This is a genomic window from Sphingomonas sp. AOB5 (assembly GCF_029433115.1).
In the GTDB taxonomy this organism is placed as follows: domain Bacteria; phylum Pseudomonadota; class Alphaproteobacteria; order Sphingomonadales; family Sphingomonadaceae; genus Sphingomonas.
This window is the reverse complement of the sequence record NZ_JARNTV010000028.1, coordinates 1-25976: the sequence shown is the minus strand read 5'-3', so window position 1 is coordinate 25976 and position 25976 is coordinate 1. Positions and strand designations below refer to the sequence as shown.

The window sequence follows — 25976 nt, the reverse complement described above, 5'->3', positions numbered from 1 at the left end:
TCACCCGCACTGCGCGCGGTGGAGCAGCTTCTGATCGGCCAGCACCAGCGCCATCATCGCTTCGACCACCGGCGCGCCGCGGATGCCCACACAGGGATCGTGGCGGCCCTTGGTCATGATCTCGGCGGCATTGCCCTCGCGGTCGATCGTCTCGACCGGGGTCAGGATCGAGCTGGTCGGCTTGAACGCCACGCGCAGCGTCACCGGCTGGCCGGTCGAGATACCGCCGGTGATCCCGCCGGCATGATTGGCCAGGAATTCGGGATGGTTGGTGCCCGGCCGCATCGCATCGGCATTCTCCTCGCCCGACAGCAGGGCCGCGCCGAAGCCGTCGCCGATCTCGACCCCCTTCACGGCGTTGATCGACATGCACGCGCTGGCAAGCTCGCTGTCCAGCTTGGCATAGATCGGCGCGCCCCAGCCGGCCGGCACGCCGGTCGCCTCGCACGCGATCACCGCGCCTAGCGACGATCCCGCCTTGCGCGCCTTGTCGACCAGAGCCTCCCAGCGCATCGCCGCGGCGGGATCGGGGCAGAAGAACGGGTTGCGGTCGATCTCCGCCGCATCGAAATTCTCGGGATCGATCCGGTCATCGCCGATCGATTCGACCCAGGCGCGGATCTTCACCTCGGGGATCACCAGCCGCGCCACGCCGCCCGCCGCGACCCGTGCCGCTGTCTCGCGCGCCGAGCTGCGCCCGCCGCCGCGATAGTCGCGAAAGCCGTATTTCGCGTCATAGGCATAATCGGCATGGCCGGGGCGATAGGCCTTGGCGACGTCGGAATAATCCTTCGAGCGCTGGTCGACATTCTCGATCATCAGGCTGATCGGGGTGCCGGTCGTCCGCCCCTCGAACACACCGGAGAGGATGCGGACCTGATCCGGCTCCTGCCGCTGCGTGGTGAAGCGCGACTGGCCCGGACGACGCTTGTCGAGAAAGGGCTGGATATCGGCTTCGCTCAGCGCCAGCCCCGGCGGGCAGCCATCCACGACCGCACCCAGCGCCGGCCCATGGCTCTCCCCCCAAGTGGTGAAGCGGAAGACGCGGCCGAACGTGTTGAAGCTCATGATTCCTCGCCCAGTTGCGCAAAGGCGCGGGCATGCGCTGCCTCGCCCCGCACGCCGCACGGCATCGCGCCGCCCTGCAATGGCATGGCCATGAAGTAGTCGCCGGCATAGGGCGACGCAAATCCGCTTGCCCAGTCAGTAGAGAAACCAAAGCGCTCGTAATAATCCGGGTCGCCCAGCACGAAGGCCAGCATCGCCCCGGCATCGCCCAGATGGCGCAGCCCGGCGGCGATCAGCGCTTCGCCCACGCCCTGACGCCGGTGCATCGACGCGGTCGCAACGGGCGCCAGCGCGACCGCGGCGACAGGTTTGCCGTCGATCTCCACCGCCATCCGGCTGAACACCGCGACGCCCGCCAGCATGCCGGTCTCCTCGTCATCGGCGACGAGGGTCAGCACCATGTCGCCATCGATGCACAGCTGCTGGACAAGCTGCGCCTCGGCGGGCTGGGGAAAGCTGGTGCGCAGCAACGCGTCGATCGCGGCGACATCGCCGCCGGTCGCGCCGCGGATGGTGATGGTCACGCCAGCGCGATGTCCGGCGCGTCTTCCGCCTTCATGCCGACGACGTGATAGCCGGCGTCGACATGGTGGGTCTCGCCGGTGGTGCCGCTCGACAGGTCGCTGAGGAAATAGAGGCCCGCACCGCCGACATCCTCGATGGTGACGTTGCGCTTCAGCGGCGAGTTCAACTCGTTCCACTTCAGGATCAGGCGGAAATCGCCGATGCCCGATGCGGCCAGGGTCTTGATCGGCCCGGCCGAGATCGCGTTCACCCGGATATTGTCCTTGCCCAGATCGACCGCGAGATACTGCACGCTGGTTTCCAGCGCCGCCTTGGCCACGCCCATCACGTTGTAATGCGGGATCACCTTCTCGGCGCCGTAATAGCTGAGCGTCAGCAGAGATCCGCCGTTCGGCATCATCGCCGCGGCGCGCTTAGAGACCGCCACGAACGAATAGACGCTGATGTTCATCGTCATCAGGAAATTATCGAGGCTGGTATCGACATAGCCGCCGCGCAGCTCGTTCTTGTCCGAAAAGCCGATGGCATGGACCACGAAGTCGATCGTCGGCCAGCGCTCGGCCAGCGTCGCGAACGCGGTATCCAGCGCCGCCATGTCGGACACGTCGCAATCGATCAGGAAATCACTGCCCAATTCCTCGGCCAGCGGGCGCACGCGCTTTTCCAGCGCCTCGCCCTGATAGCTGAACGCCAGTTCCGCGCCATGTTCGCGCAGCTTCTTCGCAATGCCCCATGCCAGCGAACGATCGTTCGCCAGACCCATGATCAGCCCGCGCTTGCCCTGCATCAATCCCGTCACGTCGGCTTAACCTCCTGCTCTTGGGGCGTCTCTAGCCCTTCATCGGGCGTTTCCGCCAGTGCCGCGTTCAATTCGGCGCCGATCACCACTCCAAGCCCGATGATGAAGAAGAAGATCAGTGCGATCATCACCCCGGCCAGGCTGCCATAGGTCAGGTCGTAATTGGTCAGCGTCTCCAGCGCACCGGGCAACAGCGCGGTAGTCGCCATCCACCATGCGGTGACGAAGGCAGGGCCCGGCCATTTGGGGCATTTCGACTTGCGGTATTTGCGCGGCGTCAGCGAGTAGAACAGCATGTAGAGCGCCGCGAACAGCGCCAGCGCGGGCACGATGCGCGTGTAGCTGATCAGCGTCTGCGCATCGCTGGCGAAGGGGAAGACGCGGTAGAGGAACTGCTCGACGCCGGTCAGGATCACCTGGAAGCTGAACGCGGCCATTGCGAGCACCACCGATCCCGCCGCCACACCGATCGCACCCAGCCGGTAGCGCCAGAAGGGCGTCGAGGATTGGGTGCCATAGGCTTGCCGCAGTATCCCGCGGATCGTCTCGATGAAACCCGCGGTGGTCCATAGCCCGACAATCGCGCCGAACCACAAGAGGCTGCCCGATCGTGCCTCCAGCACGTCCTGCACCGGCTGGCGCAGCACATTACCGACCTGGGGTGGCACAGTCTGCAGGAAGACGTTCAGCGCATGCAGGCCCTCGCCCGTCCGCCCGATCAGCCGCGCGACCGCCGCCGCGACGATGAAGAAGGGGAACAGCGTGACGAGGCTGAGATAGGCAAGGTTGCCGGCATAGGTGAAGCCGTCGGTATAGGTGCCGACCGCGACCCGCTTCACCACCACCTTGAACCGCTCGCCGATCCCGATCGACCGCAACCCGCCACTCAGCGCCGTGCCGAAGCCGCGCCGACGCGCTTCGGGGGATTCGGGCGAAATGCCGGGCGGTTGTGCTGGCTCCACGCGGGGTTAGACGCCCATCTTCGCGCGCGGGTTCCCCTGATCGCGGCTTTGCCAGCCCTCGACGAAGGCGCGCAGCTCGGCATCGTCGGCAGGCAGGTCGATCATCAGCGTGACCAGCAGATCGCCACGCGTGCCACCCTTCTTGTGGAAGCCGCGGCCCTTGAGCCGCAGCGTCTTGCCCGAAGTCGCGCCCTTGGGAACCGTCAGCATCACCGCGCCCTCGGGCGTCGGCGCGCGGACCTGCTCGCCCAGCACCGCTTCGGAAAGCGTGATGGGCAGGTCCAGCCGGATATCGTCGCCGCTCCGCTTGAAATAGGGGTGCGGCTGCACTTCGATGGTGACGATCGCGTCGCCCGCGCCACCCGGCCCGGCCTCGCCCTTGCCGCTCAGCCGCATCTGGGTGCCGGTCTCGACACCCGCGGGCAGCTTCAGGTCGATGGTCTTGCTGTCACGCAGCGTGATCCGCTGCGGCGCCAGCCTGGCCGCATCCTCGAAGCTCACCGACAGGCGATAGGCGATATTGGCGCCCTTGGGCGGAGGCTGGCGCCGGCCGAACCCGCCGAAACCCCCGTTGAACCCGCCTTCCTGCCCGCCGCGGCGTCCGCCGCCGAACAGCCCTTCGAAAATGTCGCCGAAATCCCCGCCGCTGCCGCCGAAATCGTCCTGGCGAAAGCCGCCTTGCGGCCCGCCGGGTCCACCACCAAAGCCGCCGAATGGCGAAGTCGGATTGCCGTCGCCATCGATCTCGCCCCGGTCGAACCGCGCGCGCTTGTCCTTGTCGCCCAACAGATCATAGGCCTGCGCGACCTTGGAGAAACGCTCGGCAGCCTTGGGGTTGTTCTGGTTCGTGTCCGGGTGCAGCTCCTTGGCGAGCTTGCGATAGGCCTTTTTGATATCGGCCTCGCTCGCGCCACGCGCGACACCCAGGGTTGCGTACGGATCAGCCATTCTTGTCCCTTTGTCCGCGCCGTACATCGGCTCGCCGGATCGATATCGCAACCCTAGGCGGCCACTTCTTCCAGCGGCTCGACGTCGACAGACACGTCCATCTTCTGCGCGCCCGATCCCAGCACGATGCCGTCGATCGGCGCGATATCGGCATAGTCGCGGCCGATGGCGACGACGACATGATCCTCGGCCATCCAGATGCCGTTGGTCGGATCGACGCCGACCCAGCCCAGATCGGGGCCACACCAGATCAGCACCCAGGCATGGGTGGCGTCCGCACCCACCAGCCGCGGCTGGCCCGGGGGCGGCAGGGTGCGCAGATAGCCCGAGACATAGGCGGCGGGCAGACCCGCGGCGCGCAGGCCGGAAATCATGATCTGCGCGAAATCCTGGCAAACGCCCCGGCGCTTGTCGAAGGCTTGTCGCGGCGGCGTATCCACCAAAGTCGCGGTCGGATCGAAGTCGAACTCGTTCTGGATGCGCAGCGCAAGGCCGATCGCCGCGTCCAGCGCGCCGCGGCCCGGATCGAGTTCCTGTGCGCACCATGCGGCGATCTCGCGGTCGAGCGGGATCAGCGGCGAGGGGAAGAGATAGCTGGCGGGGCTGGCAGGCGACATGTCGCGGCTGTCCCGCGCCCACAAGGCGATCTGCGCCAGCGTCGGATCTGACGGCGACGGGATCGGGATCGGCCGCTCCACCCGCACCCGCGCGGTGCTTTCGATGCTGAGCGAGCGCGTCCGCACATCGACCACCAGCCGCACGACATTGGCGAGACCTGCCTCGGCCCGCGCCGGAGATACCCGCCCGCCCGGCTGGATGGTCAGCTTGTAATCCTCGACTTCCTGCCCCGACCACAGGATCGGCTGCAGCCGCAGGTTACAGCGCGAGAAGCCGACCGGTTCGGCATATTCGAACCGCGTCACATGCTTGATTGCGTAAAGCATCACGCGAGGATCATGCCCGCTTCGCGCAGCGGCTCGGCACCCTGCAGGAAATATCGCCGCGCGATCTCCTGCGACAGCGTGCCCAGCCGGTTCTCCATGTCCCACAGCATCGGGGTATCGATGCTGGTGGCACGCGCGGTGACCAGGATCGCCGCCAGCTGACGCGCCTGTTCCTGCTGTGGCTCGGCCAGCCCATCGTCGGACAGCACCGGCAGCTTGTTGAGATGCGCCGCCAGCTTGCCGATCTGGAACGCGATCGCACGCGGATTGAAGCTGTCCAGCGTCACCAGATCGAGCACCGGCACCCGCGCGATCCCGGTCAGGTAACGCTGGCGATAGCTGATCTGGCTGTCGGCAAGATCGAGCAGGGTCGAAAGATCGTCCGCGGTCGCGTCGGTCCCGCCCAGCGCTCGTACGGTGCGGATCGCGGCCAGCGCACGCTCGATCCGGCGGCCGACATCGAGGAAGCGCCACGCATCGGTGCGCCCCATATGCTCGGCCGAAAGCCCCGCCAGCGCCGAATAGCGCCGGTGCAGCGACCCCGCCTTGTCGAGCAACGATCCCTTGGTCGGGAACGGCGCGTCGAGCAGCTGGATCATGTCCGCCGACAGGCGATCCCGCGAAACCTCGCCGATGCCGCGTGATTGGCGGTTGATCGCGCGGATCGAATACCAGCCGTCCTCATCCTCCAGCGCGGTGCGCGCAAACTGCTGCAGTTCGGCGCGGCGCAGCGACTTGGGCGCGGGCGCCGCACCGCTGGCGACGACCAGATTGACCAGCCGCTGTACCGTCCCCGGTTCCAGCGCCGCGCCGGTATCCGCGCTGATCGAATGGCCCAGCAGCACGCGGAGCGCCGCAAGCTGCGCCTCGCCGCGCTCGAGATAACGGCCCAGCCAGAACAGATTGTCGGCAACGCGGCTGGGCAAGGTGCCCGGATTGCGCCGCAGCTGGGTCGAATCGCCCGAGGGCAGCAGCGAGATCGGCGCAACCGGATCGGGTCCGTGCACGCACACATCGGCCGACCACACGCCTTCGCCCATCACCGGCGCGCGCACATCGGCATGCTCGCCGATCCGCGCAAAGCCGCCGGGCAGCACGGTCCATTCGCCGTCACTCCCACGCGCCGCGAACACCCGCAGCGTGAAGGGCCGCGGCGCGAGTTCATCGCCCGACACCACCGGCATGGTGGAAAGCGTGACCACTTCCTGCCCGACATAATCCTGCGGCCGCCGCGCCATATCGGCCAGCAGCGCCGTGCGCGCTTCGCCGGTGATCGCCGAGCCCAGCGCCGCGCCATCAGGCAGCCCCAGCGGCGAAGGCCCGAAGGCGGGCGAGACCAGCAGCGTATCCAGCGCAGCCTCGACATGCGCGCGCTCGCCATCCTGCCCGCACCACCAGGTCGCGATATTGGGCAGCTTCAGCGACTCGCCCAGCACCGCTTCGGCCAGTGCCGGGAAGAATGCCGAGAAGGCCGGCGCCTCGAGTACGCCGACCCCCGGCGCATTGGCGATCACCACATTGCCCGCAGCCATCGCATCGACCACGCCCGGCACGCCGATCGCGGAATGCGAATCGAGCGCCAGCGGATCGAGCATGCGCGGATCGACTCGCCGCCACAGCGCATCGACGCGCTTCAACCCGGCGATCGTACGCACGTAAAGCTTGTCGTCCAGCACCGCGAGATCGGCACCCTCGACCAGCAGAAAGCCCAGATAGCGCGCCAGATGCGCCTGCTCGGCATAGCTGGCATTGAGCCGCCCGGGGGTGAGCAGTGCGATGCGCGGATCGGCACGGCGGCACAGTTCCGCCAGCCCGCCCTTGAACGCGGCAAAGAACGGCGCGTGCCGCTCGATATTCAGCCGGTTCTGCAACCCGCCCAGCGTGCGCGCCATCGCCAGCCGGTTTTCCAGCGCATAGCCGGCACCCGCAGGCGCGCGGAGGTGATCGGCCAGCACCCGCCATTCGCCCGACGGATCGCGGCAGAGGTCGAACGCGACGAACTGGAGATGATAGCCGCCGGGCGGCGTCAGGTTCGCCAGCGGGCGCAGGAAGAAGGGGCTGCCGGTGACCAGCGCCGCGGGGATATTGCCGTCGCGGACCAGACTGCCCTCGCCATAGATATCGGCGAGGACCTTCTCCATCAGCTCGGCACGCTGCGAAACACCGGCTGCGATCCCGCGCCATTCGTCGCTCTCGATCAGCAGCGGGACAGGCGACAGCGGCCAGGGGCGCTCCTCGCCCTCGCCGGCGATACGGAATCCGGTGCCGATGTCGTCGGCATGGCGCTGGGCGCGCTCGCGGGCATGCTCCAGCGTGTCGCCGGAAAGCCCCGCCAGTTCCTCGAACACCGCGTTCCACGCCGAATCGCCGGAAGGCCGCGCGCACAGCACGTCGCTTGCCCGGCCCGGCGCGCAATAGTCCGCGATCCACCGGTCCGCGATGACCCCCACGTCAAACAATCCGCTAGGCGCGCTGGCCATCGACACCCGTTCCCCTTCAGGCGATCCGGAATGCGGCAATCCATGCTGCATGGCAACAAGGTTCGGACGCCGATCCGTGTCCGATCCGCAACACATCGCCGCGAAGCGATTGGCGGGCGCGGCAAAGGAGTCGTTCCTCGACACCAAATCGGCGGGGGCGTAGAGGCTCGCCCATGACCACCGACCCCTTCGCCCTGTTCGACAGCTGGTATGCCGAGGCGCGCGAAACCGAGCCGAACGACTCCAACGCGATGGCGCTGGCCACAGTCGATGCGGATGGCCAGCCCTCGGTGCGGATGGTGCTGCTCAAGGGCCATGGGCCGGACGGGTTCGTGTTCTACACCAACCGTGAGAGCCGCAAGGCAGGCGAGCTGGAAACGACGCCCAAGGCGGCGCTGCTGTTCCACTGGAAGTCGCTGCGCCGCCAGATCCGCATCGAGGGTGCAGTCACCCGCGCCACCGATGCCGAGAGCGATGCCTATTTCGCGACCCGGAGCAGGGATTCGCAGCTCGGTGCCTGGGCCAGCGACCAGTCGCGCCCGCTCGCCGATCGCGCGACGTTCGAGGCGCGATTCGCCGAGATGCAGGCGCGGTTCGAGGGCGGCGATGTTCCTCGCCCGCCACATTGGGGCGGCTATCGCGTGACGCCCGCACGGATCGAATTCTGGCAGGACCGCGCGCATCGCCTCCACGAACGCCGCGTCTTCACCCGCACCGCGGACGGCTGGACCGAGGGGCTGCTGTACCCGTGAGCAATCTCGCCCAGCGCGCGGCCCTCGCCAGCGTCACCGTCGCGCTCCTTCTCGGCCTGCTCAAGGCATGGGCCGCGTACAGGACCGGATCGGTCGCGGTGCTGGCCAGCCTCGCGGATTCGGTCCTCGATCTGCTCGCTTCGCTGGTAACGCTCGGCGGGGTCCACTGGGCGGCGCAGCCGGCGGACAAGGAGCATCGCTTCGGCCATGGCAAGGCCGAGGCGCTGGCGGCACTGTTTCAGGTGGTGGTCATCTCGATCTCGGCCTTCGCCATCCTTGTCCGCGCGATCGAGCAGTTCATCGCCGGGACTTCGACCGAAGCGCCCGAATTCGGCATCGGCGTCTCGCTGATCGCCATCGCAGTCACGCTGGGGCTGACCCGCTATCAGGCGATGGTCGCGCGCCAGACCGGGTCGATCGCGATCAGCACCGACCGGATCCATTACAGTTCGGACCTGTTCCTCAACGTCGCGGTGATCGCCGCGCTGCTGATCGACTCGGTCGCGGGCATTCGCGGCGCCGATGCGCTGTTCGGCGTGGCCATCGCCTTCTGGCTGTTCTTCGGCGCGTGGAAGGCCAGCGAAGCCGCGCTCGACCAGCTGATGGATCGCGAATGGCCCGACGATAAGCGCCGCCGTCTCGTCGAACTGGCCGCCAGCCACCCGCAGCTCAAAGGCTTGCACGATCTGCGCACCCGCACCAGCGGATCGAGCGATTTCGCGCAATTCCATATCTGGCTGAACCCGGCGATGACCGTCGCCGAGGCGCACGACATCGTCGACGCGCTAGAGACGCGGCTGGCGAGCGAGTTCCCCGGCACCGAGTTCATCATCCATGTCGATCCCGAAGGCCAGATCGATACCGACAATCCGCTGACCGAAGCGGACGAGACAGCAACCCTCAAGGAAGACCCGCAATGAAGCTGCCCTTCGTCCAGATCGACGCATTCGCCGACCGGCCCTTCACCGGCAATCAGGCCGCGGTGATGCCGCTCGACGCGTGGCTCGACGACGCGGTGCTTCAGGCGATCGCCGAGGAGAACAACCTCGCCGAGACCGCGTTCATCATCCCCGATGCCAGCGGCGCGGCGGATTACGAGCTGCGCTGGTTCACCCCCGCGGTCGAAGTCGCTTTGTGCGGCCACGCCACGCTGGCGAGCGGGCATTATGTGCTGACCGGCGATCCGGCCCTCGAGCGCGTCACCTTCCGCACGCGCAAGGCCGGCATCCTCGAAGTCACGCGGGAAGGCGATGGCTATGCGATGGCCCTCCCAGCCTATCCGCCCGAACCCACCGAAGTACCGGGATTGCTCGCGGCGCTAGGCGTCACCTCGGGCGAGGTGCTGCGCCACGCGAACGGCTATGATCTGGTCGTGCTCGACAACGCCGAAGCCGTCCTCGCGCTCCAGCCCGATTTCAAGGCGCTGGCAGCGATCGGCGACACGCTCAACATCGTCACCGCGCCGGGCAGCGAGACCGATGTGGTGAGCCGCGTCTTCGCCCCTGCTGCGGGAATCGATGAGGATCCGGTGACCGGCTCCGCACATTCGGTGCTGACGCCCTATTGGGCCGCCCGCCTTGGCCGCGAGCGGTTCACCGCGTTTCAGGCGAGTAAGCGCGGGGGCCATGTCGGCTGCGAGCTTGCAGGCGACCGGGTGGTACTACGCGGCAAGTGCGTAACGGTGATCGAGGGGAGCTTCAGCCTGTAAAATCCCTCTCCCCTTGGGGGAGAGGGAGAGACGGACCAAAGGTCCGGCGACGGGTGAGGGCTAAGTGCGGGACGGCCTGTTACGGACCCTCACCCTTCCCACCGCTTCGCGGCGGCCCCTTCCCTCTCCCCCAAGGGGGAGAGGGAGTTAGGAAACCAATTCCGCCCGCTCGGTCTCCGCAATCCATCCCCCGCCCAGCACACGATCGCCGGCATACAGCACCGCTGCCTGCCCGGGCGCGACGCCATATTCGGGCGTTTCGAACACCAGCCGCTCGCCGTCGAAGCGCGCGGGCACCGGCTTCGCCATCGAGCGGACCTTGACGGTCATCTCGCCCGCATAATCGCCGCCCAGCCAGTTCACATTCTCGATCCGCGCCGCACGCACCGCCAATGCGCGCTTCGGTCCCACGATCACGTCGCGAGTCGCGGGATCGAGGCGCAGGACATAAAGCGGCTCGGGGCTACCACCGATCTCGAGGCCGCGGCGCTGCCCCACGGTGAAGTGGATCAACCCCTTATGCTCGCCCAGCTTGCGTCCGCTCTCGTCGACGATGTGGCCGCCCAGATCGGCCTCGGGCCGCAGCTTCTTCACCAGCGTGGCGTAATCACCATCGGGCACGAAGCAGATATCCTGGCTGTCCGGCTTGCCCGCCACGCCCAGCCCCAGCTCGGCCGCCAACTCGCGCACCTGCGGCTTGGGCATGCCGCCCAGCGGAAAGCGCAGGAAATCGAGCTGCGCCGCGGTGGTGGCGAACAGGAAATAGCTCTGGTCGCGCGCGGGATCGAAGGCGCGGTGCAGTTCGGGGCCGGCCGCGCCCATCACCCGCTGCACATAATGGCCGGTCGCGAGGCAATCGGCGCCCAGATCGCGGGCCAGCGCGAACAGATCGGTGAATTTCGGCCCCATATTGCACTTCACGCAGGGGATCGGCGTGCGCCCGGCGAGATATTCGTCGGCGAAATCGTCGATCACCGTCTCGCGGAAGCTGCTCTCGTGATCGAAGACATAATGCGCGATGCCCAGCATGTCGCACACCGCCCGCGCATCGCGGATGTCGCGGCCCGCGCAACAGCTGCCCGCACGGCCCACTGCCTCGCCGTGATCATAGAGCTGCAGCGTGACGCCGATCGTCTCAGCCCCCGTGCGCGCGGCGAGTCCTGCCACCACCGACGAGTCGACTCCGCCCGACATGGCAACGACGATACGTCGCGCCTTCAACGGTTCGCCTAGCTGGAAATCCCCGGTCATCATGGCCGCGCACATAGGGGCACAAGCCGTTCTGCGCCAGTCCGGGACGCTTCCGCCCCAGAATGGGACCAAGAGTTAAGCCCCCGTTTTCACGTCTTTTACGGCGCCTTCATTGATCCTCGTTAGGAATGGTCATCCGATAGAAATTCGATTGGATGTGTGTTCGTGGATTTGAGCTTCGCCAGACTGGACAGGGATTTCGCGGTCACCGCGATGCCCACCGAGCTGGCGGTTCTGCTGGTCGGCGTGGCCGCGCGGCAGGCGTCGTCTCCCACCGCCCGGGCCCAGGCCCGGCTGGATCTGGTGACGCCCGCCGAAGCGCTGCTCGCACCGCTGCACGCATCCTTTCACCGGGCCGTCGCCGCCGCGTTCACGCGCTGGCAACGGGAATGAAGACTGCGTTTACCGTGCCGTTTTAGCCGATGTTCAAGTCGGGTCTTCTACGGTCGTTCTTGTGTTGAGAGTGGAGAGGGGGCCCCCCGCCCCGATCGAGGTTGCTAGATGATTGAGAACCAGAAAATCCGTCCCGCGAAAGTGATTGGCCCGCTCGGGGAACCGCTGACGCTGGACTCGCTTCCCCCGCCCGAGACGACCCGCTGGGTCGTACGGCGCAAGGCGGAAGTGGTTGCCGCGGTCAATGGCGGCCTGCTCAGCGTGGACGAAGTCTGCGCGCGGTACGGGCTGACGGTGGAGGAATTCGCCGGCTGGCAGCGCGCGATCGACCGGTCGGGCATGCCGGGGCTGCGGGTCACCCGCATCCAGCATTACCGCTCGCTCTACGAGCGCCAGCAGAAATACTGATTTTCCCGCTCCCATCGGGAATGGACCGGCCCGCTTCTCACCCGAGAGGCGGGCCGTTTCGTTTGGGGCAAGCGGGATCGAACGGCGATCCCGTCAGCCGGTTCCGCCTCGAAACGAAAATTCCGCATCCGGAACCAACCATGCCGGTCGGGGATTTTCTTGTCCGCACGTCCGGTTCGGCCGGGCATAACGGAGGACAGGCAATGGTAGGTCTTATTATCTGGCTCGTGATCGGCGGTGTGGTCGGCTGGCTGGCCAGCATCATCATGCGCACCGATGGCCAGCAGGGCATCTTCCTGAACATCGTCGTCGGCGTCGTCGGCGCCTTCATCGCCGGAGCGCTGTTCGGCGGCTCGATCAATCAGACGCCGACCAACCCGATGGCGTTCATCGTGTCGCTGCTCGGCGCGATCATCCTGCTCGCGATCGTCAACCTGGTTCGCCGCGGCGCCGTCCGCTAAGCGACAAGGGTACCGAACAAAAAGGGCCGTCCCGGTTGGGGCGGCCCTTTTTCGTTGGCGGTTCGGCTGCGCCGAACGGTACGGTACCGGCCCGCTCCCCCACCCGGCCACCCAACGGAAGTATATTCTATGGGTGGCCGGGTGGGGGAACGGGCCGGTACCGCCTTACTTCAGCAGGAACCGCATCGTGACGGTCGCGCTGATCTGCTGCTCGCCTGCCTGCACCGGCACGCTCTTGTCCGCCATCGCGAAGCGCTCGGCCATCGGATAGACGCGCGACGGCGATCCGTCCGAGATCGAAAGGATACGATCGACCCGCAAGCCCGCGGCTTTGGCATAGAGCTCGGCCCGGGCCCGCGCCTGCGCCACCGCGTCGACCCGCGCTTCGTTCAGCGCTTCTTCCGGCTTGCTCAGCGTCAGGTTCGGCCCCGAAATCGTGTTCGCGCCCTGCTTCACCAGCAGGTCGAGGATCGAGCCTGCCTTCGAAACGTCGCGGAAACGCACGCTCACGCTGTTGGACGCCATATAGGCGAAGATCACCTGCGGCTGGCCGTCCGCGACGTTGCGATATTGCGGCTGGAGCGAGATGGTCGAGGTCTGGATATCGCGATCGGCCACGCCCGAAGCCTTCAGCGCCGCGATCACCTTGTTCATCTGCGCATTGTTCTGCGCCAGCGCGTCGGCCGCGGTCGGCGCCTGCGTCGTCACGCCCGCCTCGATGATCGCCACATCGGGCACGCGCGTCGAATGGCCCTCGGCAGTGATTTCGAGCAGCGTGCCGTCCTGCATCATCGGCGGGCGGGGCGGCATGTCCTGCGCCGCGGCCGGCACCGCCGCGAACACCGCCAGCACTGCCAGTCCCTGAATCATCGCACGCATTTCGATACTCCTGAAAATGAAAAGTCCCGCGCACGGCCTGCCGCGCGCGGGACTAACCCAATCTGAACGAAGGCCGGCGGCGTCAGACGCGCTTGGCCATCACCAGACGATAGACGATCAGCAGGATCACCGCGCCGGCAGTGGCGGCGGCATAGGCCTGCCAGGTGCTGTCTTCGATGGTCAGGCCCATCATCGGCGTCAGATATTTGGCCAGCAGCGCACCGGCGATGCCCAGCAGGATGGTGACGATGATGCCGCCCGGATCCTTGCCCGGCATGATGAGCTTGCCGAGGGCGCCCGCGACAAGGCCGATGAGAAGCCAACCGATAATCCCCGTAGGCATGGGTCTTCCTCCTGTTTTCGGCCCGCCATTCCAGGCCCGGCGCGGAAGGTCGCGCCACGGCGCGGCCAATGCAACCCGATTCTTCCGCCCGTCGCGAACGCCACCATTCCGGGCCTTTCGCGAACCGCTCGCGCTTGCGGAAATATATCGAAACGGGCAATGCGCGACCGGGGAGGAAACGACCACTTGTGGTCGGTGCCTTATTCATCTAATACAGTGCTTTCCTGGGGCACCGGCATCGTGCCGGAACAGGGTGGCGCATATGAACTACGAGGCAGGAATGTTGGGCAGAAGCGAGCGGCTCGAATATGTCGGCGAGGAAAACCGGGGCCGGCGTCGCTGGCTGTGGATCGTCGGGGGACTGATCGTCCTCGCGCTGATCGCAGCGGGCTTCATGATGCGCGGCGGCGGTCAGACTGCGGCCAAGGCGCCCGCGGGTGACGCGGCCAAGAAGGACGGCGGCGACCAGCAGTTGCCGACCGTGACCTTCGCGGTCCCCGGCCGCTCGACGATCGAGACCGTGATCACCGGCACCGGCAGCCTGGCTGCCCGCCGCGAAATGCCGGTCGGCGTCGCGGGCGAAGGCGGCATGGTCACGCGCGTGCTGGTCGAGCCGGGCCAGTGGGTCGCGGCCGGTCAGGTGCTCGCCACGGTCGATCGCTCGGTCCAGTCCAACACCGCCGCTTCGCTCGAGGCGCAGGTGCGCGTTGCCCGCGCCGATGCCGCGCTTGCCCAGTCCGAACTCGATCGCGCCCAGGCGCTGCTCGGTCGCGGATTCGTGTCCAAGGCCGATATCGATCGCAAGACCGCGACTCGCGATGCCGCCGCCGCGCGCGTCCGTGTCGCCGAATCGCAGCTTCGCGAAACCCAGGCGCGCAATCGCCGTCTCGATATCCGCGCGCCCGCCGCAGGGCTGGTGCTGACCCGCAGCGTCGAGCCGGGCCAGATCGTCAGCTCGGGTTCGGGCGTGCTGTTCCGCATGGCCCAGGGCGGCCAGATGGAGCTGCGCACCCAGCTCGCCGAAGGCGATCTCCAGCGCGTCCGCGCCGGCACCCGCGCGCAGGTGACGCCGGTGGGCAGCACCCAGACCTTCAGCGGCGAAGTGTGGCAGGTCTCGCCGGTCATCGATCCGCAGACGCGTCAGGGCATCGCCCGGGTCTCGCTCAGCTATGATCCGGCGCTGCGTCCGGGCGGTTTCGCCTCGGCCCGCATCATCGCCGGTGCCCAGGTCGCCCCGCTCCTGCCCCAGTCCGCCATTCAGAGCGACGAGAAGGGCAATTTCGTGTATATCCTCGATGGTCAGGATCGCGCGAAAAAGCGGCCCGTCACCACCGGCGACGTTTCCGACGAAGGCGTGGTGATCACCAGCGGCCTGGAAGGCAATGAGCGCGTGGTGCTGACCGCAGGCGCGTTCCTGAACCCGGACCAGAAGGTCAAGCCGGTCCAGCAGAAGAAGCAGTAAGCCCAGCCGTAGCTAGGAATCGTCGATCATGAGCTTCCGCAACATCTCGGCCTGGGCCATCCGCAACCCGGTCCCTCCGATCGTCCTGTTCATCGCGCTGACCATCGCCGGCATGATGAGCTTCGGCCGCATGGACGTGAACAACGATCCGGACATCGACTTCCCGATCGTCTGGGTCTCGATCTCGCAGCCGGGCGCAGCCCCCAGCGAGCTCGAGACGCAGGTGACGCAGCGGGTCGAATCCGCGGTGCGCAGCCTTCAGGGTATCGACGAGATCAACTCGACCGTCTCCGAAGGCAATTCGCAGACCGTCGTCCAGCTCGCCATCGGCACGCCGATCGATCGCGCGGTCGAGGACGTGCGCAGCGCGATCCAGCAGATCCGCAGCAACCTGCCGGACGGCATCCTCGAGCCGCAGGTCGGCCGCGCGGATACGACCAGCAACGATGTCGGCGGCTTCACCGCGATCGCCAACGACATGACCGTCGAACAGCTCAGCTGGTATATCGATAATACGGTCTCCAAGGAGCTGCTCGCGATCCCCGGCATGGCCGGCGTCAGCCGCAACGGCGGCGTCAGCCGCGAGATCCGCATCCGGCTCGATCCGGCCAAGCTGCAATCCTATGGCCTCACCGCCAGCGCGGTGAACCAGCAGCTGCGTCAGGTGAACCTCAACGCACCGGGCGGCCGCACCGAGATTTCGGGCTATGAACAGTCGGTCCGCGTGCTCGGCAACGCCACCAATGCCTATTCGCTCAGCCAGATGCAGATCCCGCTGGGCGGCGGCCGCGCCGTGCGCCTTGCCGATATCGCGCAGGTCAGCGACGCCTATGCCGAACAGCGCAGCCTTGCGAAGTTCAATGGCCGTCAGGTGATCTCGTTCGACTTCCAGCGCGCCAAGGGTGCGTCGGACGTCACCGTCTTCCACGAAGTCGAAGCGCGCCTGGCCAAGCTGACCGAGCGCAACCCGAACGTCCGGTTCGAACTGCTCGAGAACAACTCCAAATATGCCGAGCAGCAGTACCACTCGGCGATGGAAGCGATGATCGAGGGCGCCGTTCTGGCGGTCATCGTCGTGTTCCTGTTCCTGCGCGACTGGCGCGCGACGTTCATATCGGCGCTCGCCATCCCGCTATCGGCGATTCCCGCCTTCTTCTTCATGGACCTGCTCGGCTTCACGCTGAACCAGATGACGCTGCTCGCGCTCAGCCTCGTGGCCGGCGTGCTGGTCGACGATGCGATCGTGGAGATCGAGAACATCGTCAGGCACATGCGAATGGGCAAGACCGCCTATCAGGCGTCGATCGATGCAGCCGACGAAATCGGCGTCGCGGTGCTCGCCACCACCATGTCGATCGTCGCGGTGTTCCTGCCGGTCGGCATGATGCCGGGCGTCTCGGGCCAGTTCTTCAAGAATTTCGGCCTCACCGTCGTGGCCTCGGTGCTGATGTCGCTCGCGGTCGCACGACTGCTGACGCCGATGATCGCGGCCTATTTCCTGAAGGCCAAGGGTCATGCCTCACACGGCGAAGGCCGGATCATGAACTGGTACATGGCGATCCTGCGCTGGACGCTGGTGCATCGCTGGTCCTCGGTCCTTGCCGGTTTCGTGTCGCTCGCGCTCACCCTGTTCCTTGCGTTCGGCGGCCCGCTGCCGATGACCTTCCAGCCGACCCAGGATCAGGAAAGCGTCACCGCGACGGTCGAGATGGTCCCGGGCACCACGCTCGAACAGACCGAGCGCGTGGTTGCCGCGGTCGCCGAACGGCTCCAGCGCGAGCCGAACGTGCGCGACGTCTATTCGCGTGCGTTCGTCGGCAATGGCCGCGTCACCGCGATGTTCAAGGAAGACAAGACCGAGACCAGCGACGAGTTCTCGCGTCGTCTGGCGCCCGAATTGCGGGCGGTCCCCGATGCCCGTGTCGGCTTCCGTGCACAGGGCGGCTGGGGCGGCAATGGCCGCGAGCTGACGATCACGCTGGGCGGCGAGGATCCCGAGCTGCTCAACAAGACCGCGCTCACCCTGGTCGATCAGATGGCCAAGATGGGCAAGGTGATCGCACCGCGTGTCTCGGGCGATCTTCAGCGTCCGGAAATCGTGATCAAGCCGCGCACCGATCTGGCCGCCAATCTGGGTGTCACCACCCAGGCACTCAGCCAGGCGATCCGCATCGCGACGCTGGGAGATATCGACCAGAACAGCGCCAAATTCTCGCTGAGCGATCGCCAGATACCGATCCGGGTGGCGCTGGCCGAGAATGCGCGCGAGCGGCTGTCGACGATCCAGAACCTGCCGGTGCAGACCCAGTCGGGCGGTTCGGTGCCGCTCAGCCTGGTCGCGGACATCGCTTTCGGCGCGGGTCCCACCCGCGTGGATCGCACCAACCTGCAGCGCCGCGTCGTCGTCGGCGCAGATCTCGGCATCAATCCCGCGACCAAGAAGCCCTATGTCTCGGGCGACATCATGCGCGAGATCCACGAACTGCCGATCATGAAGAACCTGCCGCAGGGCGTCGGCGAAGTGACCGTCGGCCCGGCGAAGTGGCAGGCTGAAATGGTGTTCAACTTCATGGTCGCGCTGGTCGCGGGCATCTTCCTGGTCTTCGCGGTGCTGGTGCTGCTGTACCGCCGCTTCATGTCGCCGCTGGTGAACATGGGGTCGCTGCTGCTGGCGCCGCTGGGCGGGCTGATCGCGCTGTGGCTGACCGGCCACCCGCTGTCGCTGCCGGTGCTGATCGGCATCCTGATGCTGTTCGGCATCGTCGCGAAGAACTCGATCCTGCTGATCGACTTCGCGCTGGAAGAGATGGAGAAGGGCGTCGACAAGTTCACTGCGCTGGTCGACGCCGGGCACAAGCGCGCCCAGCCGATCGTGATGACCACGGTCGCGATGGTCGCGGGCATGGTGCCCACCGCCATCTCGCTCTCGGGTGACAGCTCGTGGCGCCAGCCGATGGGCATCGTCGTGATCGGCGGCCTGATCCTGTCGACCGTCCTGACCCTCGTCATCGTGCCGGCCAGCTTCAGCCTGGCGGTGGGTGTCGAACAGTGGCTCGGGCCGAAGCTGCGCAAGTCGCTGCTGACTTACACGCCCGGCGACGAGCATGGCGGCCAGCTGATCGACCAGCGCGGCGGGCATATCGACTACAAGCCCGGCGACCAGCCCGCCGAGTGATCGGCACCAAGTGAACCTAAAGGCCTCTCGACGATTGGGATGCGTGTGAACCTGTTCGCACGCATCCCTCGCCGGGTTGACCCGCCGCCCCCCGGCCTTCGCCGGATGCGTCTGGTCGCGACCGGCATGCTGGTGGCGATGGCCGCCCTGTTCATCGCCGCGCGAGCGATAGGGCCGGTCCACCCCGTTGTCGGCTTTATCCGCGCCTTTGCCGAAGCGGCGATGGTCGGCGGCCTGGCCGACTGGTTCGCGGTTACCGCGCTCTTCCGCCACCCGCTTGGCTTGCCGATTCCGCACACCGCGATCATCCCGCGCAACAAGGATCGCATCGCCGGGACCCTCGCCGCCTTTCTGCGCGACAATTTCCTGACCCCCGGCGTGGTCGCCCGCCGGATGCGCCGCGTCGATGTGGCGGGCGCGGCCGGACGCTGGCTGGCCAATCCCCCACAGGGCCGCGGCCGCATCGGCACCGGCGCCTCGCGCCTCGCCGCCGACCTGCTCGAATCGCTCGATCAGGAGCGGCTGGGCGGCATGGTGAAGGGGATGGTGGCGAACCGCCTGCATGCCATCGAGATCGCGCCATTGTTCGGCCAGGCGCTGACCGCCGCCATCGCCAGCGACCGCCACGTGCCGTTGCTCGACGGGATGATCCGCTGGGCCGCACGCATCCTCGATTCGAACGAACATCTGATCCGCGAGATGGTCCATGCCCGCGCCGGCGGCATCATGCGCTGGACTGGGCTGGACGAGACGCTGGCCAACAAGATCATCGCCGGGCTGGAAAAGCTGATCGTCGACATGGCCGAGGATCCCGACCATCCCCTTCGCGCCAAGGCCGAGGAAGGCCTCGCCACCCTTGCTCATGACCTCCAGCATAAGCCCGAGCTTCGCGCCAAGGTCGAAGCGTTCAAGAACGAGATGCTGGAAAACCAGGCCTTCCAGAGCTGGACCGCCGGGCTGTGGGAAACCAGCCGCGCCGCCCTGCTGCGCGCCGCGCGCGATCCCGAACGCGTCATGGCCGGACGCCTTGGCGACGCGCTCAAGCAATTCGGCGAGACGATCCAGCACGACCGCCGCCTGGCCGACACGATCAACCGCTTCGCCCGCCGCACCGCCGTCGGCGCCGCGGCCGACTATGGCGACGGCATCGTCAAGCTGGTGTCGGAGACGATCAAGGGCTGGGACGCGCAGACCGTCACCGGGCGGCTGGAGAATGCGGTCGGCAAGGACCTGCAATATATCCGCATCAACGGCACGCTGGTGGGCGGGCTGGTCGGCTTGACCATCCACGCGGTGGATACGCTGCTGTAACATTGTGCTACGGCACAGACCGAAGCGCGAACGCCTAGCGCCAGTCCAGTACCGGCCACCCTTTAACCCCCGCCAGCGCCACCAGCGGCGCATGCGCATTCACCGCAAACGCCTCGTCGGCCCATTCGAGCAATGGCGCGTCGGAGACATGGTCCGAATAGGCACGCACCTGCGCGTCTTCCCGCGCGATCCCCTGCCCCGCCAGCCACGCCTCGACCATGCGGAGCTTCGCCGGGCCGTAGCAATTCTCGCCCTCGATCTCCGAAAGCACGCGTCCCGCGTCGTCGCGCTTCGCCACCGTCGCGATCACATCGTCGAAGCCCAGCCGCGCGCCGATCGCCGCCGCATAATAGCCGTGCGATGCCGTCGCCAGCACCAGCCGGTATCCCGCCGCCTTGTCCTCCGCGATCCGCGCCAGCGCAGGCGCCAGCACGTTCCCCGCCATCACCGCATCGGCATAGGCATCCGCCACCACGCGCAGATCGGCTTCGGGCAGCGCCTTGCCGATCATCATCCGGTGGGCGATCTGTTTCAGACCGGCCCGGTCGACCAGCTTCAGCATATATCCCGCGCCGGCGATCGCCGCCGCCGGGAACAGCGCCAGCCGCCATGGCGCGCGCGCCTTCGCGGCATGGAGCAGAAAGGCGGTCCAGGTCGGCGCCCGGGTGATCGTCTTGTCCATGTCGTAGATTGCAAGACGCTGCATGGGCTTGGGAGCGGTCATTAACGCATGTAATGTCCTCGTGCCTTGCCGTTCCAGTCCAAATCGCGGAAAGGTGCCCGTGATGAGTGGAGACGCCGATTTCGCACAGGGAGCCGACGGCACCATCGCCTTTACCGGCGATCTGTCGCTGGCACGTATCGGCAATCTCCACGACCGGCTCGACGCATGGCATGGCGACGTCACCCGGATCGACCTGAGCAAGGTCGAGCGGATCGATACGGTGGGCGCCTGGATCGTCCATCGGTTCGCCAAGACACGCAACGCGACCATCGAGGGTCTCGGCCCCGACGCCCAACATCTGCTGGAGCAGGTCGCCGCCGCGGAACACCCGATCGCCCGCCCGGCCAAACCACAGGCACCGTTCAACCGCGTGCTGGGCGAGATCGGCGATGCGGTCGTCACCGCCGGCCATACGCTTTACGGCCTGCTCGGCTTCATGGGCGCAACCGTGCTCGCCTTCTGGCATGTCGTGCGCCACCCGCATCGCTTCCGCTTCAACGCCACCGTCCAGCGGTTCGAAGTGGTCGGCGTCTCGGCGCTGGGCATTATCGGGCTGATGAGCTTCCTGATCGGCATCGTCATCGCGCAGCAGGGCGCGGTGCAGCTCAAGCAGTTCGGCGCCGAGATGTTCACGATCAACCTGGTCGGCCGCATCACCCTGCGCGAACTCGGCGTGCTGATGACCGCGATCATGGTCGCCGGGCGCTCCGGATCGGCCTTCGCGGCACAGCTCGGCACGATGAAGCTGACCGAGGAGATCGACGCGATGCGCACCATCGGCGTCTCGCCGATGGAGGCGCTCGTCCTGCCCCGCGTCATCGCCGTGGTGCTGATGATGCCGCTGCTCGCTTTCTATTCCTCGCTGATCGGGATCATCGGCGGCGGCCTGCTGTGCTGGATCGCGCTGGATATCCCGCCGGTCACCTTCATCTCGAAGATCCGCGAAGTGGTGCCGATGAGCGACCTCTATGTCTGCCTGATCAAGGCGCCGGTGTTCGGCGCGATCATCGCCATCGCAGGCTGTTTCCAGGGCATGCTGGTCGAGGGTGACGCCGAGCAGGTCGGCCACCGCACCACCACCGCGGTCGTCCAGGCGATCTTCCTCGTGATCGTGCTCGACGCCTTCTTCGCGGTGTTCTTCAGCGAGATCGGCTGGATATGACCGCGCAGCGCAAATCCGCCGGATCGGGCGACGATTGCATCATCAAGGTGCGCGGGCTGAAGAATTGCTTCGGCGATCAGGTGATCCATGACGGCCTCGATCTCGACGTGCGCCGCGGCGAGATCATCGGCGTGGTCGGCGGATCGGGCACCGGCAAATCGGTGCTGATGCGTTCGATCATCGGGCTGCAGACCCCGCTCGAAGGCAGCATCGAGGTGTTCGGCGAGAATACGATCGGCGTCGAGGAGACCGACGCGGTCGAGATCCGCAAGCGCTGGGGCGTGCTGTTCCAGGGCGGCGCGCTGTTCTCGACCCTCACCGTCTCGGAAAACGTCCAGGTTCCGATCAAGGAATTCTATCCCAAGCTCGACGAGGCGCTGCTTCAGGAGATCGCCTCGTACAAGGTGGTGATGACCGGCCTGCCAGCCGAGGCCGCGCCCAAATATCCCTCCGAGCTTTCGGGCGGCATGAAGAAGCGTGCCGGGCTTGCCCGCGCGCTCGCGCTCGATCCCGAATTGCTGTTCCTTGACGAGCCGACCGCCGGCCTCGATCCGATCGGTGCGGCGGCGTTCGACGAACTGACCGCCGCGCTTCAGAAGACGCTGGGGCTCACGGTCTTCCTCATCACCCACGATCTCGATACGCTCTACGCCATCTGCGATCGGGTCGCGGTGCTCGCGGACAGGAAAGTGATCGCGGTCGGCACCATCGACGAGCTGCTCGCGTTGGATCATCCGTGGATCCAGGAATATTTCAACGGCCCGCGCGGACGCGCGGCAGTGGCCAGCGGCGAACGGGAAAAGGGAAAAGCCCGCGCCACCGGCAAAAGGACGTGAGGGGCTGATGGAAACTCGTTCGAATCATGTGCTGGTCGGCGCCGTGGTGCTGATCCTGCTCCTCGTCCTCGCGCTGTTCACCGTCTGGCTCGCCCGCCTCGGCACTGCCGACGAGCGTGAATACGACATCTTCTTCAAACAGTCGGTCGATGGCGTCAGTCCCGGTTCGACCGTTACCTTCTCCGGCGTGCCTTCGGGCATCGTCAAGGAGATCGCGTTCTGGAAGGACGATCCCAGCCTGGTCCGCGTGCGGATCGCGGTGAAGGGTGAAGTGCCGATCCTTCAGGGGACCACCGCCACCATCCTGGGCAGCTTCACCGGCACCAGCACGATCCAGCTCGACGGTGCGGTGAAGGATGCCCCGCCGATCGAATGCCCGCGTGAGAATCCGCGCTCGGCCTGCCCGCTCGGCGTGCCCACCATCCCGCCCAAGCCCGGCGGTCTCGGTGCGCTGCTCAACTCCGCGCCGCGCCTGCTAGAACGCCTCTCGACGCTGACCGAGCGGCTAACCGAGCTGCTCGGCGACAAGAATCAGGCCTCGATCGCCGGTATCCTCGCGAATACCGATCGCCTCAGCCGCGCGCTGGCGGATCGCGGGCCGGAGATCGCGGCGACGCTGGCCGAGACGCGGATCACGATCCAGAAGGCGGGACTTGCCGCCGAACAGATCGGCAATCTGGCAGGCACCACCAACGGCCTGCTCGCCGACGAGGTACGGCCGATGGTCGCCAATCTGAACCGCACGATCCAGTCCGCGCAGCGCAGCATGGAGACGCTCGACGCCACCATCGGCGATGCGCGGCCGGGCCTGCAGGCCTTCTCCAAGAAAACCATCCCCGAGGTCGGCCAGCTGATCCAGGACCTGCGCCAGATGGCGCTGGCGCTGACGTCGGTCGCCGAAAAGCTCGATCAGGGTGGCGCCGGCGGGCTGATCGGCGCGCCCAAGCTGCCCGACTACGAGAAGAAGTGAGGATCACGGCATGAAGACACACGCTCTGCTCGCCCTGCCCCTCGCACTGGGCCTGTCCGCCTGCATCTCGTTCGGGGCCAAGCCGCCGCCCTCGCTGCTGACCCTGCAGCATGCGGCGACGATCCCTGCCGGAGAGGTGCAGAATTCCGGCACCAGCCCGACCATCACCATCGGCGTGCCGGTGGTGCCGCAGGAACTCGCCACATCGCGCGTACCGGTCCGCTCGGGCGGAGTCGCCATCGCCTATGTGAAGGACGCGCAATGGGTCGAGATGCCGTCGCGCCTCTTCGCGCGCCTGCTCGCCGACACGGTGACGGTGCGCACCGGCCGCGTCGTGCTCAGCGGCCGCCAGTCCCAGGTCGATCCCGGCGCCCAACTCACCGGCGAGTTGCGCAGCTTCGGCGTCGATGCGGGCACCAACGAAGCGGTCGTGATCTATGACGCGACGCTGGTGCGCGGCAACGCGGCCGTATTCGAAAAACGCCGCTTCGAGGCCCGGGTGCCCGTTTCGGTGATCGAAGCCACCCCGGTAGGCGTGGCGCTCAATCAGGCTGCGAACCAGATCGCCGAACAGGTCGCCGACTGGGTCGGGAAGTAAAGCCCCCGCCGCTTCTCCTGACAGCCGGTCAGGGCCAGCGATCGATCAGCCTTGCAATGTTGGATTTCGGCTGCTCGGCTTCGGCACCTGCTCTTTGAACCGTCGGAACCCGATCCACATGGCGCTGCTCGCTTGCGCCAAAATGCGCGTTTCCCCTCGGCCAAAGGTCACGAATGAGCGAAGTTCCGCGACTCTAAGGCCTTACTGCGCGCGGCGAACCGGCGCCTCGGCATTGCAGATGTCCGCCCCGCCCGCGGGCAAGGTGAAGAAGGGCGGCTGGCGGTTCTCGCGCAGCTTGATCCACGCCGCGAAGCGCGGATTGTCGGTCGCGCGATACTGAAAGCGCGGACGCTCGTCCTCGGGCAGCTGGCTCGCCAGCCGAACCGACAGGATGCCGACATATTGCGCCGGATCCTCGTACAGCCCCAGCCCGCCGCCGGTGCCGCGCGGCAGGCTGGAGAGCCAGCGCATCCCCTCGATCACCCGCCCGGCAATGGCGATGTTGCGATCCAGATGGCGCGGCGCATGGCCGATCACTGCGTACAGTTCCGACCCGGATCCGGTACTCGGCGCCAGATCGCGGGCAACGCCGACCATGCCATAGCAATGCGGCATCCAGGTCTTGGTCCCGTCGGTCGCCAGCGGCCAGCCATCGGCGCTGTGCCCGGATTTCACCGAATAGGGATCGGCCTTGGTCAGCGTCGTGACGCCGTCCCAATAGTTCCACTCATATTCGGGCGGCGGATTGGGGATCACGAGACCCGGTAATTCGGTCTTCTGGGTTCCACCGCCCCATTGCGAGACGTAATTATCCTGCACCCGGTACACGCTGGTGCCGTCCCACCAATGCGCCTCGGCCAGCTTGCGGATATTGGCGACATGCGCCGGGGCATAGCGGGGGGCGAGGCGGATGAAGACCTGATGCCCGCCCTTCAGCGTGACGACCAGAATCTCGTTGTCGGGAATGGCCTTCCAGTCCTCGGGCAATGCATCGGCAGAGGCTGGCGTCGCCTGTGGCGGACGGCCCGAAAGCGCGGCGGTCTGGGCAATTGCGGGAAGGGCGGCGGCAAGCGCAGTCAGCGCGATCAGGGGCTTCAGCATGGCGCGAAACCTGACATGCCCGGCACCGCTTGCCTAGCCCGCGCGCAACCGCTAGGTCACGCGCCTTCCAGAGCATGCGGAGCGGTGGCCGAGTGGTCGAAGGCGCTCGCCTGGAAAGTGAGTATACGGCAAAACCGTATCGAGGGTTCGAATCCCTCCCGCTCCGCCACTTCCAGACATCAGAACACGACCACGCTGCGGATGCTTTCGCCTGCATGCATCAGGTCGAAGCCCTTGTTGATCTCTTCCAGCCCCATGACGTGGGTGATCATCGGGTCGATCTCGATCTTGCCGGTCATGTACATGTCGACGATCTTCGGCACGTCGGTGCGGCCCTTGGCGCCGCCGAACGCGGTGCCGCGCCAGTTGCGCCCCGTCACCAGCTGGAACGGGCGGGTGGCGATCTCCTTGCCCGCTTCGGCCACGCCGATGATGATGCTGGTGCCCCAGCCGCGATGGCATGCCTCGAGCGCGATGCGCATCACTTCGGTGTTGCCGGTCGCGTCGAACGTATAGTCCGCGCCGCCATCGGTCATCGCGACGATCCGGGCAACCACGTCCTCGCGGCTCATGCCCTTCGAATTGAGGAATTCGGTCATGCCGAAGCGGCGGCCCCATGCCTCGCGATCCGGGTTGATATCGACGCCGATGATCTTGTTCGCGCCCGCCAGCCGCGCGCCCTGGATCACGTTCAGGCCGATGCCGCCCAGGCCGAA

At 66.7% G+C, this 25976-nt stretch carries 26 protein-coding genes and 1 tRNA gene; 14 read left to right on the top strand and 13 right to left on the bottom strand.

Features of this window, described 5'->3' with window-relative positions; genetic code table 11:
* The 7 genes from aroC to P1X14_RS13075 all read right to left on the bottom strand — a co-directional run bounded on the left by aroC (position 1) and on the right by P1X14_RS13075 (position 7726).
* Positions 1 to 1068 (bottom strand): chorismate synthase, encoded by a 1068-nt coding sequence (gene aroC, locus P1X14_RS13105; protein ID WP_277315821.1) that lies wholly within the window; start codon positions 1066 to 1068, stop codon positions 1 to 3.
* Positions 1065 to 1592: an N-acetyltransferase gene (locus tag P1X14_RS13100; protein WP_277315820.1), complete on the bottom strand. Its 528-nt coding sequence runs from the start codon at positions 1590 to 1592 to the stop codon at positions 1065 to 1067. The genes aroC and P1X14_RS13100 overlap by 4 nt, the downstream gene beginning before the upstream one ends.
* Positions 1589 to 2392, bottom strand: a complete 804-nt coding sequence (gene fabI, locus P1X14_RS13095; protein ID WP_277315819.1) for an enoyl-ACP reductase FabI — start codon at positions 2390 to 2392, stop codon at positions 1589 to 1591. Before fabI ends, P1X14_RS13100 begins: the two co-directional genes overlap by 4 nt.
* A complete protein-coding gene (locus P1X14_RS13090) occupies positions 2389 to 3282 on the bottom strand; it encodes a YihY/virulence factor BrkB family protein (protein ID WP_277315838.1) in 894 nt (297 codons plus the stop codon). Before P1X14_RS13090 ends, fabI begins: the two co-directional genes overlap by 4 nt.
* 78 nt (positions 3283 to 3360) lie before the next feature.
* Positions 3361 to 4302, bottom strand: a complete 942-nt coding sequence (locus P1X14_RS13085; protein WP_277315818.1) for a DnaJ C-terminal domain-containing protein — start codon at positions 4300 to 4302, stop codon at positions 3361 to 3363.
* Between the two features lie 53 nt (positions 4303 to 4355).
* On the bottom strand, positions 4356 to 5246 hold the full coding sequence (locus P1X14_RS13080) for a transglutaminase family protein (RefSeq protein WP_277315837.1): 891 nt from the start codon (positions 5244 to 5246) through the stop codon (positions 4356 to 4358).
* Positions 5246 to 7726, bottom strand: a complete 2481-nt coding sequence (locus P1X14_RS13075; protein ID WP_277315817.1) for a circularly permuted type 2 ATP-grasp protein — start codon at positions 7724 to 7726, stop codon at positions 5246 to 5248. The genes P1X14_RS13080 and P1X14_RS13075 overlap by 1 nt, the downstream gene beginning before the upstream one ends.
* 173 nt (positions 7727 to 7899) lie before the next feature.
* On the opposite strand from P1X14_RS13075, the gene pdxH reads away from it, so the two are divergent.
* The 3 genes from pdxH to P1X14_RS13060 are packed head-to-tail and all read left to right on the top strand — an operon-like array spanning position 7900 to position 10186.
* A complete protein-coding gene (gene pdxH / locus P1X14_RS13070; RefSeq protein ID WP_277315816.1) occupies positions 7900 to 8478 on the top strand; it encodes a pyridoxamine 5'-phosphate oxidase in 579 nt (192 codons plus the stop codon).
* Complete coding sequence (locus tag P1X14_RS13065; RefSeq protein WP_277315815.1) at positions 8475 to 9398, top strand: cation diffusion facilitator family transporter; 924 nt, start codon at positions 8475 to 8477, stop codon at positions 9396 to 9398. Before pdxH ends, P1X14_RS13065 begins: the two co-directional genes overlap by 4 nt.
* Complete coding sequence (locus P1X14_RS13060) at positions 9395 to 10186, top strand: PhzF family phenazine biosynthesis protein (RefSeq protein WP_277315814.1); 792 nt, start codon at positions 9395 to 9397, stop codon at positions 10184 to 10186. Before P1X14_RS13065 ends, P1X14_RS13060 begins: the two co-directional genes overlap by 4 nt.
* Positions 10187 to 10333: 147 nt before the next feature.
* Here the strand turns inward: P1X14_RS13060 and mnmA are convergent, their stop codons facing one another.
* Complete coding sequence (mnmA, locus tag P1X14_RS13055; RefSeq protein ID WP_277315813.1) at positions 10334 to 11440, bottom strand: tRNA 2-thiouridine(34) synthase MnmA; 1107 nt, start codon at positions 11438 to 11440, stop codon at positions 10334 to 10336.
* Between the two features lie 162 nt (positions 11441 to 11602).
* Here mnmA and P1X14_RS13050 point away from each other — a divergent pair, with 162 nt between their 5' ends.
* From P1X14_RS13050 to P1X14_RS13040, 3 genes are all read left to right on the top strand, one after another.
* Positions 11603 to 11830 (top strand): hypothetical protein, encoded by a 228-nt coding sequence (locus P1X14_RS13050; RefSeq protein WP_277315812.1) that lies wholly within the window; start codon positions 11603 to 11605, stop codon positions 11828 to 11830.
* Positions 11831 to 11938: 108 nt separating this feature from the next.
* The gene (locus P1X14_RS13045) at positions 11939 to 12238 is read left to right on the top strand and encodes a DUF1153 domain-containing protein (RefSeq protein ID WP_169557411.1); all 300 of its coding nucleotides are present in this window, start codon (positions 11939 to 11941) and stop codon (positions 12236 to 12238) included.
* Between the two features lie 203 nt (positions 12239 to 12441).
* A complete protein-coding gene (locus P1X14_RS13040; RefSeq protein WP_277315836.1) occupies positions 12442 to 12699 on the top strand; it encodes a GlsB/YeaQ/YmgE family stress response membrane protein in 258 nt (85 codons plus the stop codon).
* Between the two features lie 165 nt (positions 12700 to 12864).
* Here P1X14_RS13040 and P1X14_RS13035 read toward each other — a convergent pair whose 3' ends face one another.
* On the bottom strand, positions 12865 to 13578 hold the full coding sequence (locus P1X14_RS13035) for an SIMPL domain-containing protein (protein ID WP_277315811.1): 714 nt from the start codon (positions 13576 to 13578) through the stop codon (positions 12865 to 12867).
* Positions 13579 to 13660: 82 nt separating this feature from the next.
* Positions 13661 to 13921: a GlsB/YeaQ/YmgE family stress response membrane protein gene (locus tag P1X14_RS13030; protein ID WP_277315810.1), complete on the bottom strand. Its 261-nt coding sequence runs from the start codon at positions 13919 to 13921 to the stop codon at positions 13661 to 13663.
* A gap of 262 nt (positions 13922 to 14183) precedes the next feature.
* Here P1X14_RS13030 and P1X14_RS13025 point away from each other — a divergent pair, with 262 nt between their 5' ends.
* The 3 genes from P1X14_RS13025 to P1X14_RS13015 all read left to right on the top strand — a co-directional run bounded on the left by P1X14_RS13025 (position 14184) and on the right by P1X14_RS13015 (position 19869).
* Positions 14184 to 15383 (top strand): efflux RND transporter periplasmic adaptor subunit, encoded by a 1200-nt coding sequence (locus P1X14_RS13025; protein ID WP_277315809.1) that lies wholly within the window; start codon positions 14184 to 14186, stop codon positions 15381 to 15383.
* 28 nt (positions 15384 to 15411) lie between these two features.
* Positions 15412 to 18558, top strand: coding sequence for an efflux RND transporter permease subunit (locus P1X14_RS13020; RefSeq protein WP_277315808.1), 3147 nt, complete (start codon positions 15412 to 15414; stop codon positions 18556 to 18558).
* A gap of 105 nt (positions 18559 to 18663) precedes the next feature.
* Entirely contained in the window at positions 18664 to 19869 is a 1206-nt protein-coding gene (locus tag P1X14_RS13015) for a DUF445 domain-containing protein (RefSeq protein ID WP_277315807.1), read from the top strand.
* Positions 19870 to 19903: 34 nt separating this feature from the next.
* Here the strand turns inward: P1X14_RS13015 and P1X14_RS13010 are convergent, their stop codons facing one another.
* Positions 19904 to 20575 carry an HAD-IB family hydrolase gene (locus tag P1X14_RS13010; protein WP_277315806.1) on the bottom strand — a complete coding sequence of 224 codons (672 nt, stop codon included), beginning with the start codon at positions 20573 to 20575 and terminating at the stop codon, positions 19904 to 19906.
* A gap of 79 nt (positions 20576 to 20654) precedes the next feature.
* Between P1X14_RS13010 and P1X14_RS13005 the strand changes: the two genes are divergently transcribed.
* Genes P1X14_RS13005 through P1X14_RS12990 form a run of 4 tightly spaced genes read left to right on the top strand, consistent with a single transcriptional unit; the run spans position 20655 to position 24159 of the window.
* The gene (locus P1X14_RS13005; protein WP_277315805.1) at positions 20655 to 21755 is read left to right on the top strand and encodes an MlaE family lipid ABC transporter permease subunit; all 1101 of its coding nucleotides are present in this window, start codon (positions 20655 to 20657) and stop codon (positions 21753 to 21755) included.
* Positions 21752 to 22591 (top strand): ABC transporter ATP-binding protein, encoded by an 840-nt coding sequence (locus P1X14_RS13000; protein ID WP_277315804.1) that lies wholly within the window; start codon positions 21752 to 21754, stop codon positions 22589 to 22591. The genes P1X14_RS13005 and P1X14_RS13000 overlap by 4 nt, the downstream gene beginning before the upstream one ends.
* 7 nt (positions 22592 to 22598) lie before the next feature.
* Positions 22599 to 23561, top strand: coding sequence for an MlaD family protein (locus P1X14_RS12995; protein WP_277315803.1), 963 nt, complete (start codon positions 22599 to 22601; stop codon positions 23559 to 23561).
* A gap of 10 nt (positions 23562 to 23571) precedes the next feature.
* Positions 23572 to 24159 (top strand): ABC-type transport auxiliary lipoprotein family protein, encoded by a 588-nt coding sequence (locus P1X14_RS12990; RefSeq protein WP_277315802.1) that lies wholly within the window; start codon positions 23572 to 23574, stop codon positions 24157 to 24159.
* Between the two features lie 201 nt (positions 24160 to 24360).
* Here the strand turns inward: P1X14_RS12990 and P1X14_RS12985 are convergent, their stop codons facing one another.
* Positions 24361 to 25260: a peptidylprolyl isomerase gene (locus tag P1X14_RS12985; RefSeq protein ID WP_277315801.1), complete on the bottom strand. Its 900-nt coding sequence runs from the start codon at positions 25258 to 25260 to the stop codon at positions 24361 to 24363.
* 78 nt (positions 25261 to 25338) lie between these two features.
* Here P1X14_RS12985 and P1X14_RS12980 point away from each other — a divergent pair.
* Positions 25339 to 25429, top strand: a tRNA-Ser gene (locus P1X14_RS12980).
* Positions 25430 to 25439: 10 nt separating this feature from the next.
* On the opposite strand, the gene P1X14_RS12975 is transcribed toward P1X14_RS12980, so the two are convergent.
* Positions 25440 to 25976: zinc-binding dehydrogenase (locus P1X14_RS12975; protein WP_277315800.1), on the bottom strand; the 537-nt coding region annotated here is incomplete at its 5' end.

What these genes read in the sequence shown, in the direction of transcription:
- P1X14_RS12990 (WP_277315802.1), top strand. Translation starts at nt 23,572, where the DNA reads ATGAAGACACACGCTCTGCTCGCCCTGCCCCTCGCACTGGGCCTGTCC.
- pdxH (WP_277315816.1), top strand. Translation starts at nt 7,900, where the DNA reads ATGACCACCGACCCCTTCGCCCTGTTCGACAGCTGGTATGCCGAGGCG.
- P1X14_RS13080 (WP_277315837.1), bottom strand. Translation starts at nt 5,246, where the DNA reads ATGCTTTACGCAATCAAGCATGTGACGCGGTTCGAATATGCCGAACCG.
- P1X14_RS13035 (WP_277315811.1), bottom strand. Translation starts at nt 13,578, where the DNA reads ATGCGTGCGATGATTCAGGGACTGGCAGTGCTGGCGGTGTTCGCGGCG.
- P1X14_RS12985 (WP_277315801.1), bottom strand. Translation starts at nt 25,260, where the DNA reads ATGCTGAAGCCCCTGATCGCGCTGACTGCGCTTGCCGCCGCCCTTCCC.
- P1X14_RS13010 (WP_277315806.1), bottom strand. Translation starts at nt 20,575, where the DNA reads ATGCAGCGTCTTGCAATCTACGACATGGACAAGACGATCACCCGGGCG.
- P1X14_RS13020 (WP_277315808.1), top strand. Translation starts at nt 15,412, where the DNA reads ATGAGCTTCCGCAACATCTCGGCCTGGGCCATCCGCAACCCGGTCCCT.
- P1X14_RS13030 (WP_277315810.1), bottom strand. Translation starts at nt 13,921, where the DNA reads ATGCCTACGGGGATTATCGGTTGGCTTCTCATCGGCCTTGTCGCGGGC.
- P1X14_RS13000 (WP_277315804.1), top strand. Translation starts at nt 21,752, where the DNA reads ATGACCGCGCAGCGCAAATCCGCCGGATCGGGCGACGATTGCATCATC.
- P1X14_RS13025 (WP_277315809.1), top strand. Translation starts at nt 14,184, where the DNA reads ATGAACTACGAGGCAGGAATGTTGGGCAGAAGCGAGCGGCTCGAATAT.
- P1X14_RS13005 (WP_277315805.1), top strand. Translation starts at nt 20,655, where the DNA reads ATGAGTGGAGACGCCGATTTCGCACAGGGAGCCGACGGCACCATCGCC.
- P1X14_RS13060 (WP_277315814.1), top strand. Translation starts at nt 9,395, where the DNA reads ATGAAGCTGCCCTTCGTCCAGATCGACGCATTCGCCGACCGGCCCTTC.
- P1X14_RS13085 (WP_277315818.1), bottom strand. Translation starts at nt 4,302, where the DNA reads ATGGCTGATCCGTACGCAACCCTGGGTGTCGCGCGTGGCGCGAGCGAG.
- P1X14_RS13040 (WP_277315836.1), top strand. Translation starts at nt 12,442, where the DNA reads ATGGTAGGTCTTATTATCTGGCTCGTGATCGGCGGTGTGGTCGGCTGG.
- P1X14_RS13015 (WP_277315807.1), top strand. Translation starts at nt 18,664, where the DNA reads ATGCGTCTGGTCGCGACCGGCATGCTGGTGGCGATGGCCGCCCTGTTC.
- P1X14_RS12995 (WP_277315803.1), top strand. Translation starts at nt 22,599, where the DNA reads ATGGAAACTCGTTCGAATCATGTGCTGGTCGGCGCCGTGGTGCTGATC.
- mnmA (WP_277315813.1), bottom strand. Translation starts at nt 11,440, where the DNA reads ATGATGACCGGGGATTTCCAGCTAGGCGAACCGTTGAAGGCGCGACGT.
- P1X14_RS13045 (WP_169557411.1), top strand. Translation starts at nt 11,939, where the DNA reads ATGATTGAGAACCAGAAAATCCGTCCCGCGAAAGTGATTGGCCCGCTC.
- P1X14_RS13075 (WP_277315817.1), bottom strand. Translation starts at nt 7,726, where the DNA reads ATGGCCAGCGCGCCTAGCGGATTGTTTGACGTGGGGGTCATCGCGGAC.
- aroC (WP_277315821.1), bottom strand. Translation starts at nt 1,068, where the DNA reads ATGAGCTTCAACACGTTCGGCCGCGTCTTCCGCTTCACCACTTGGGGG.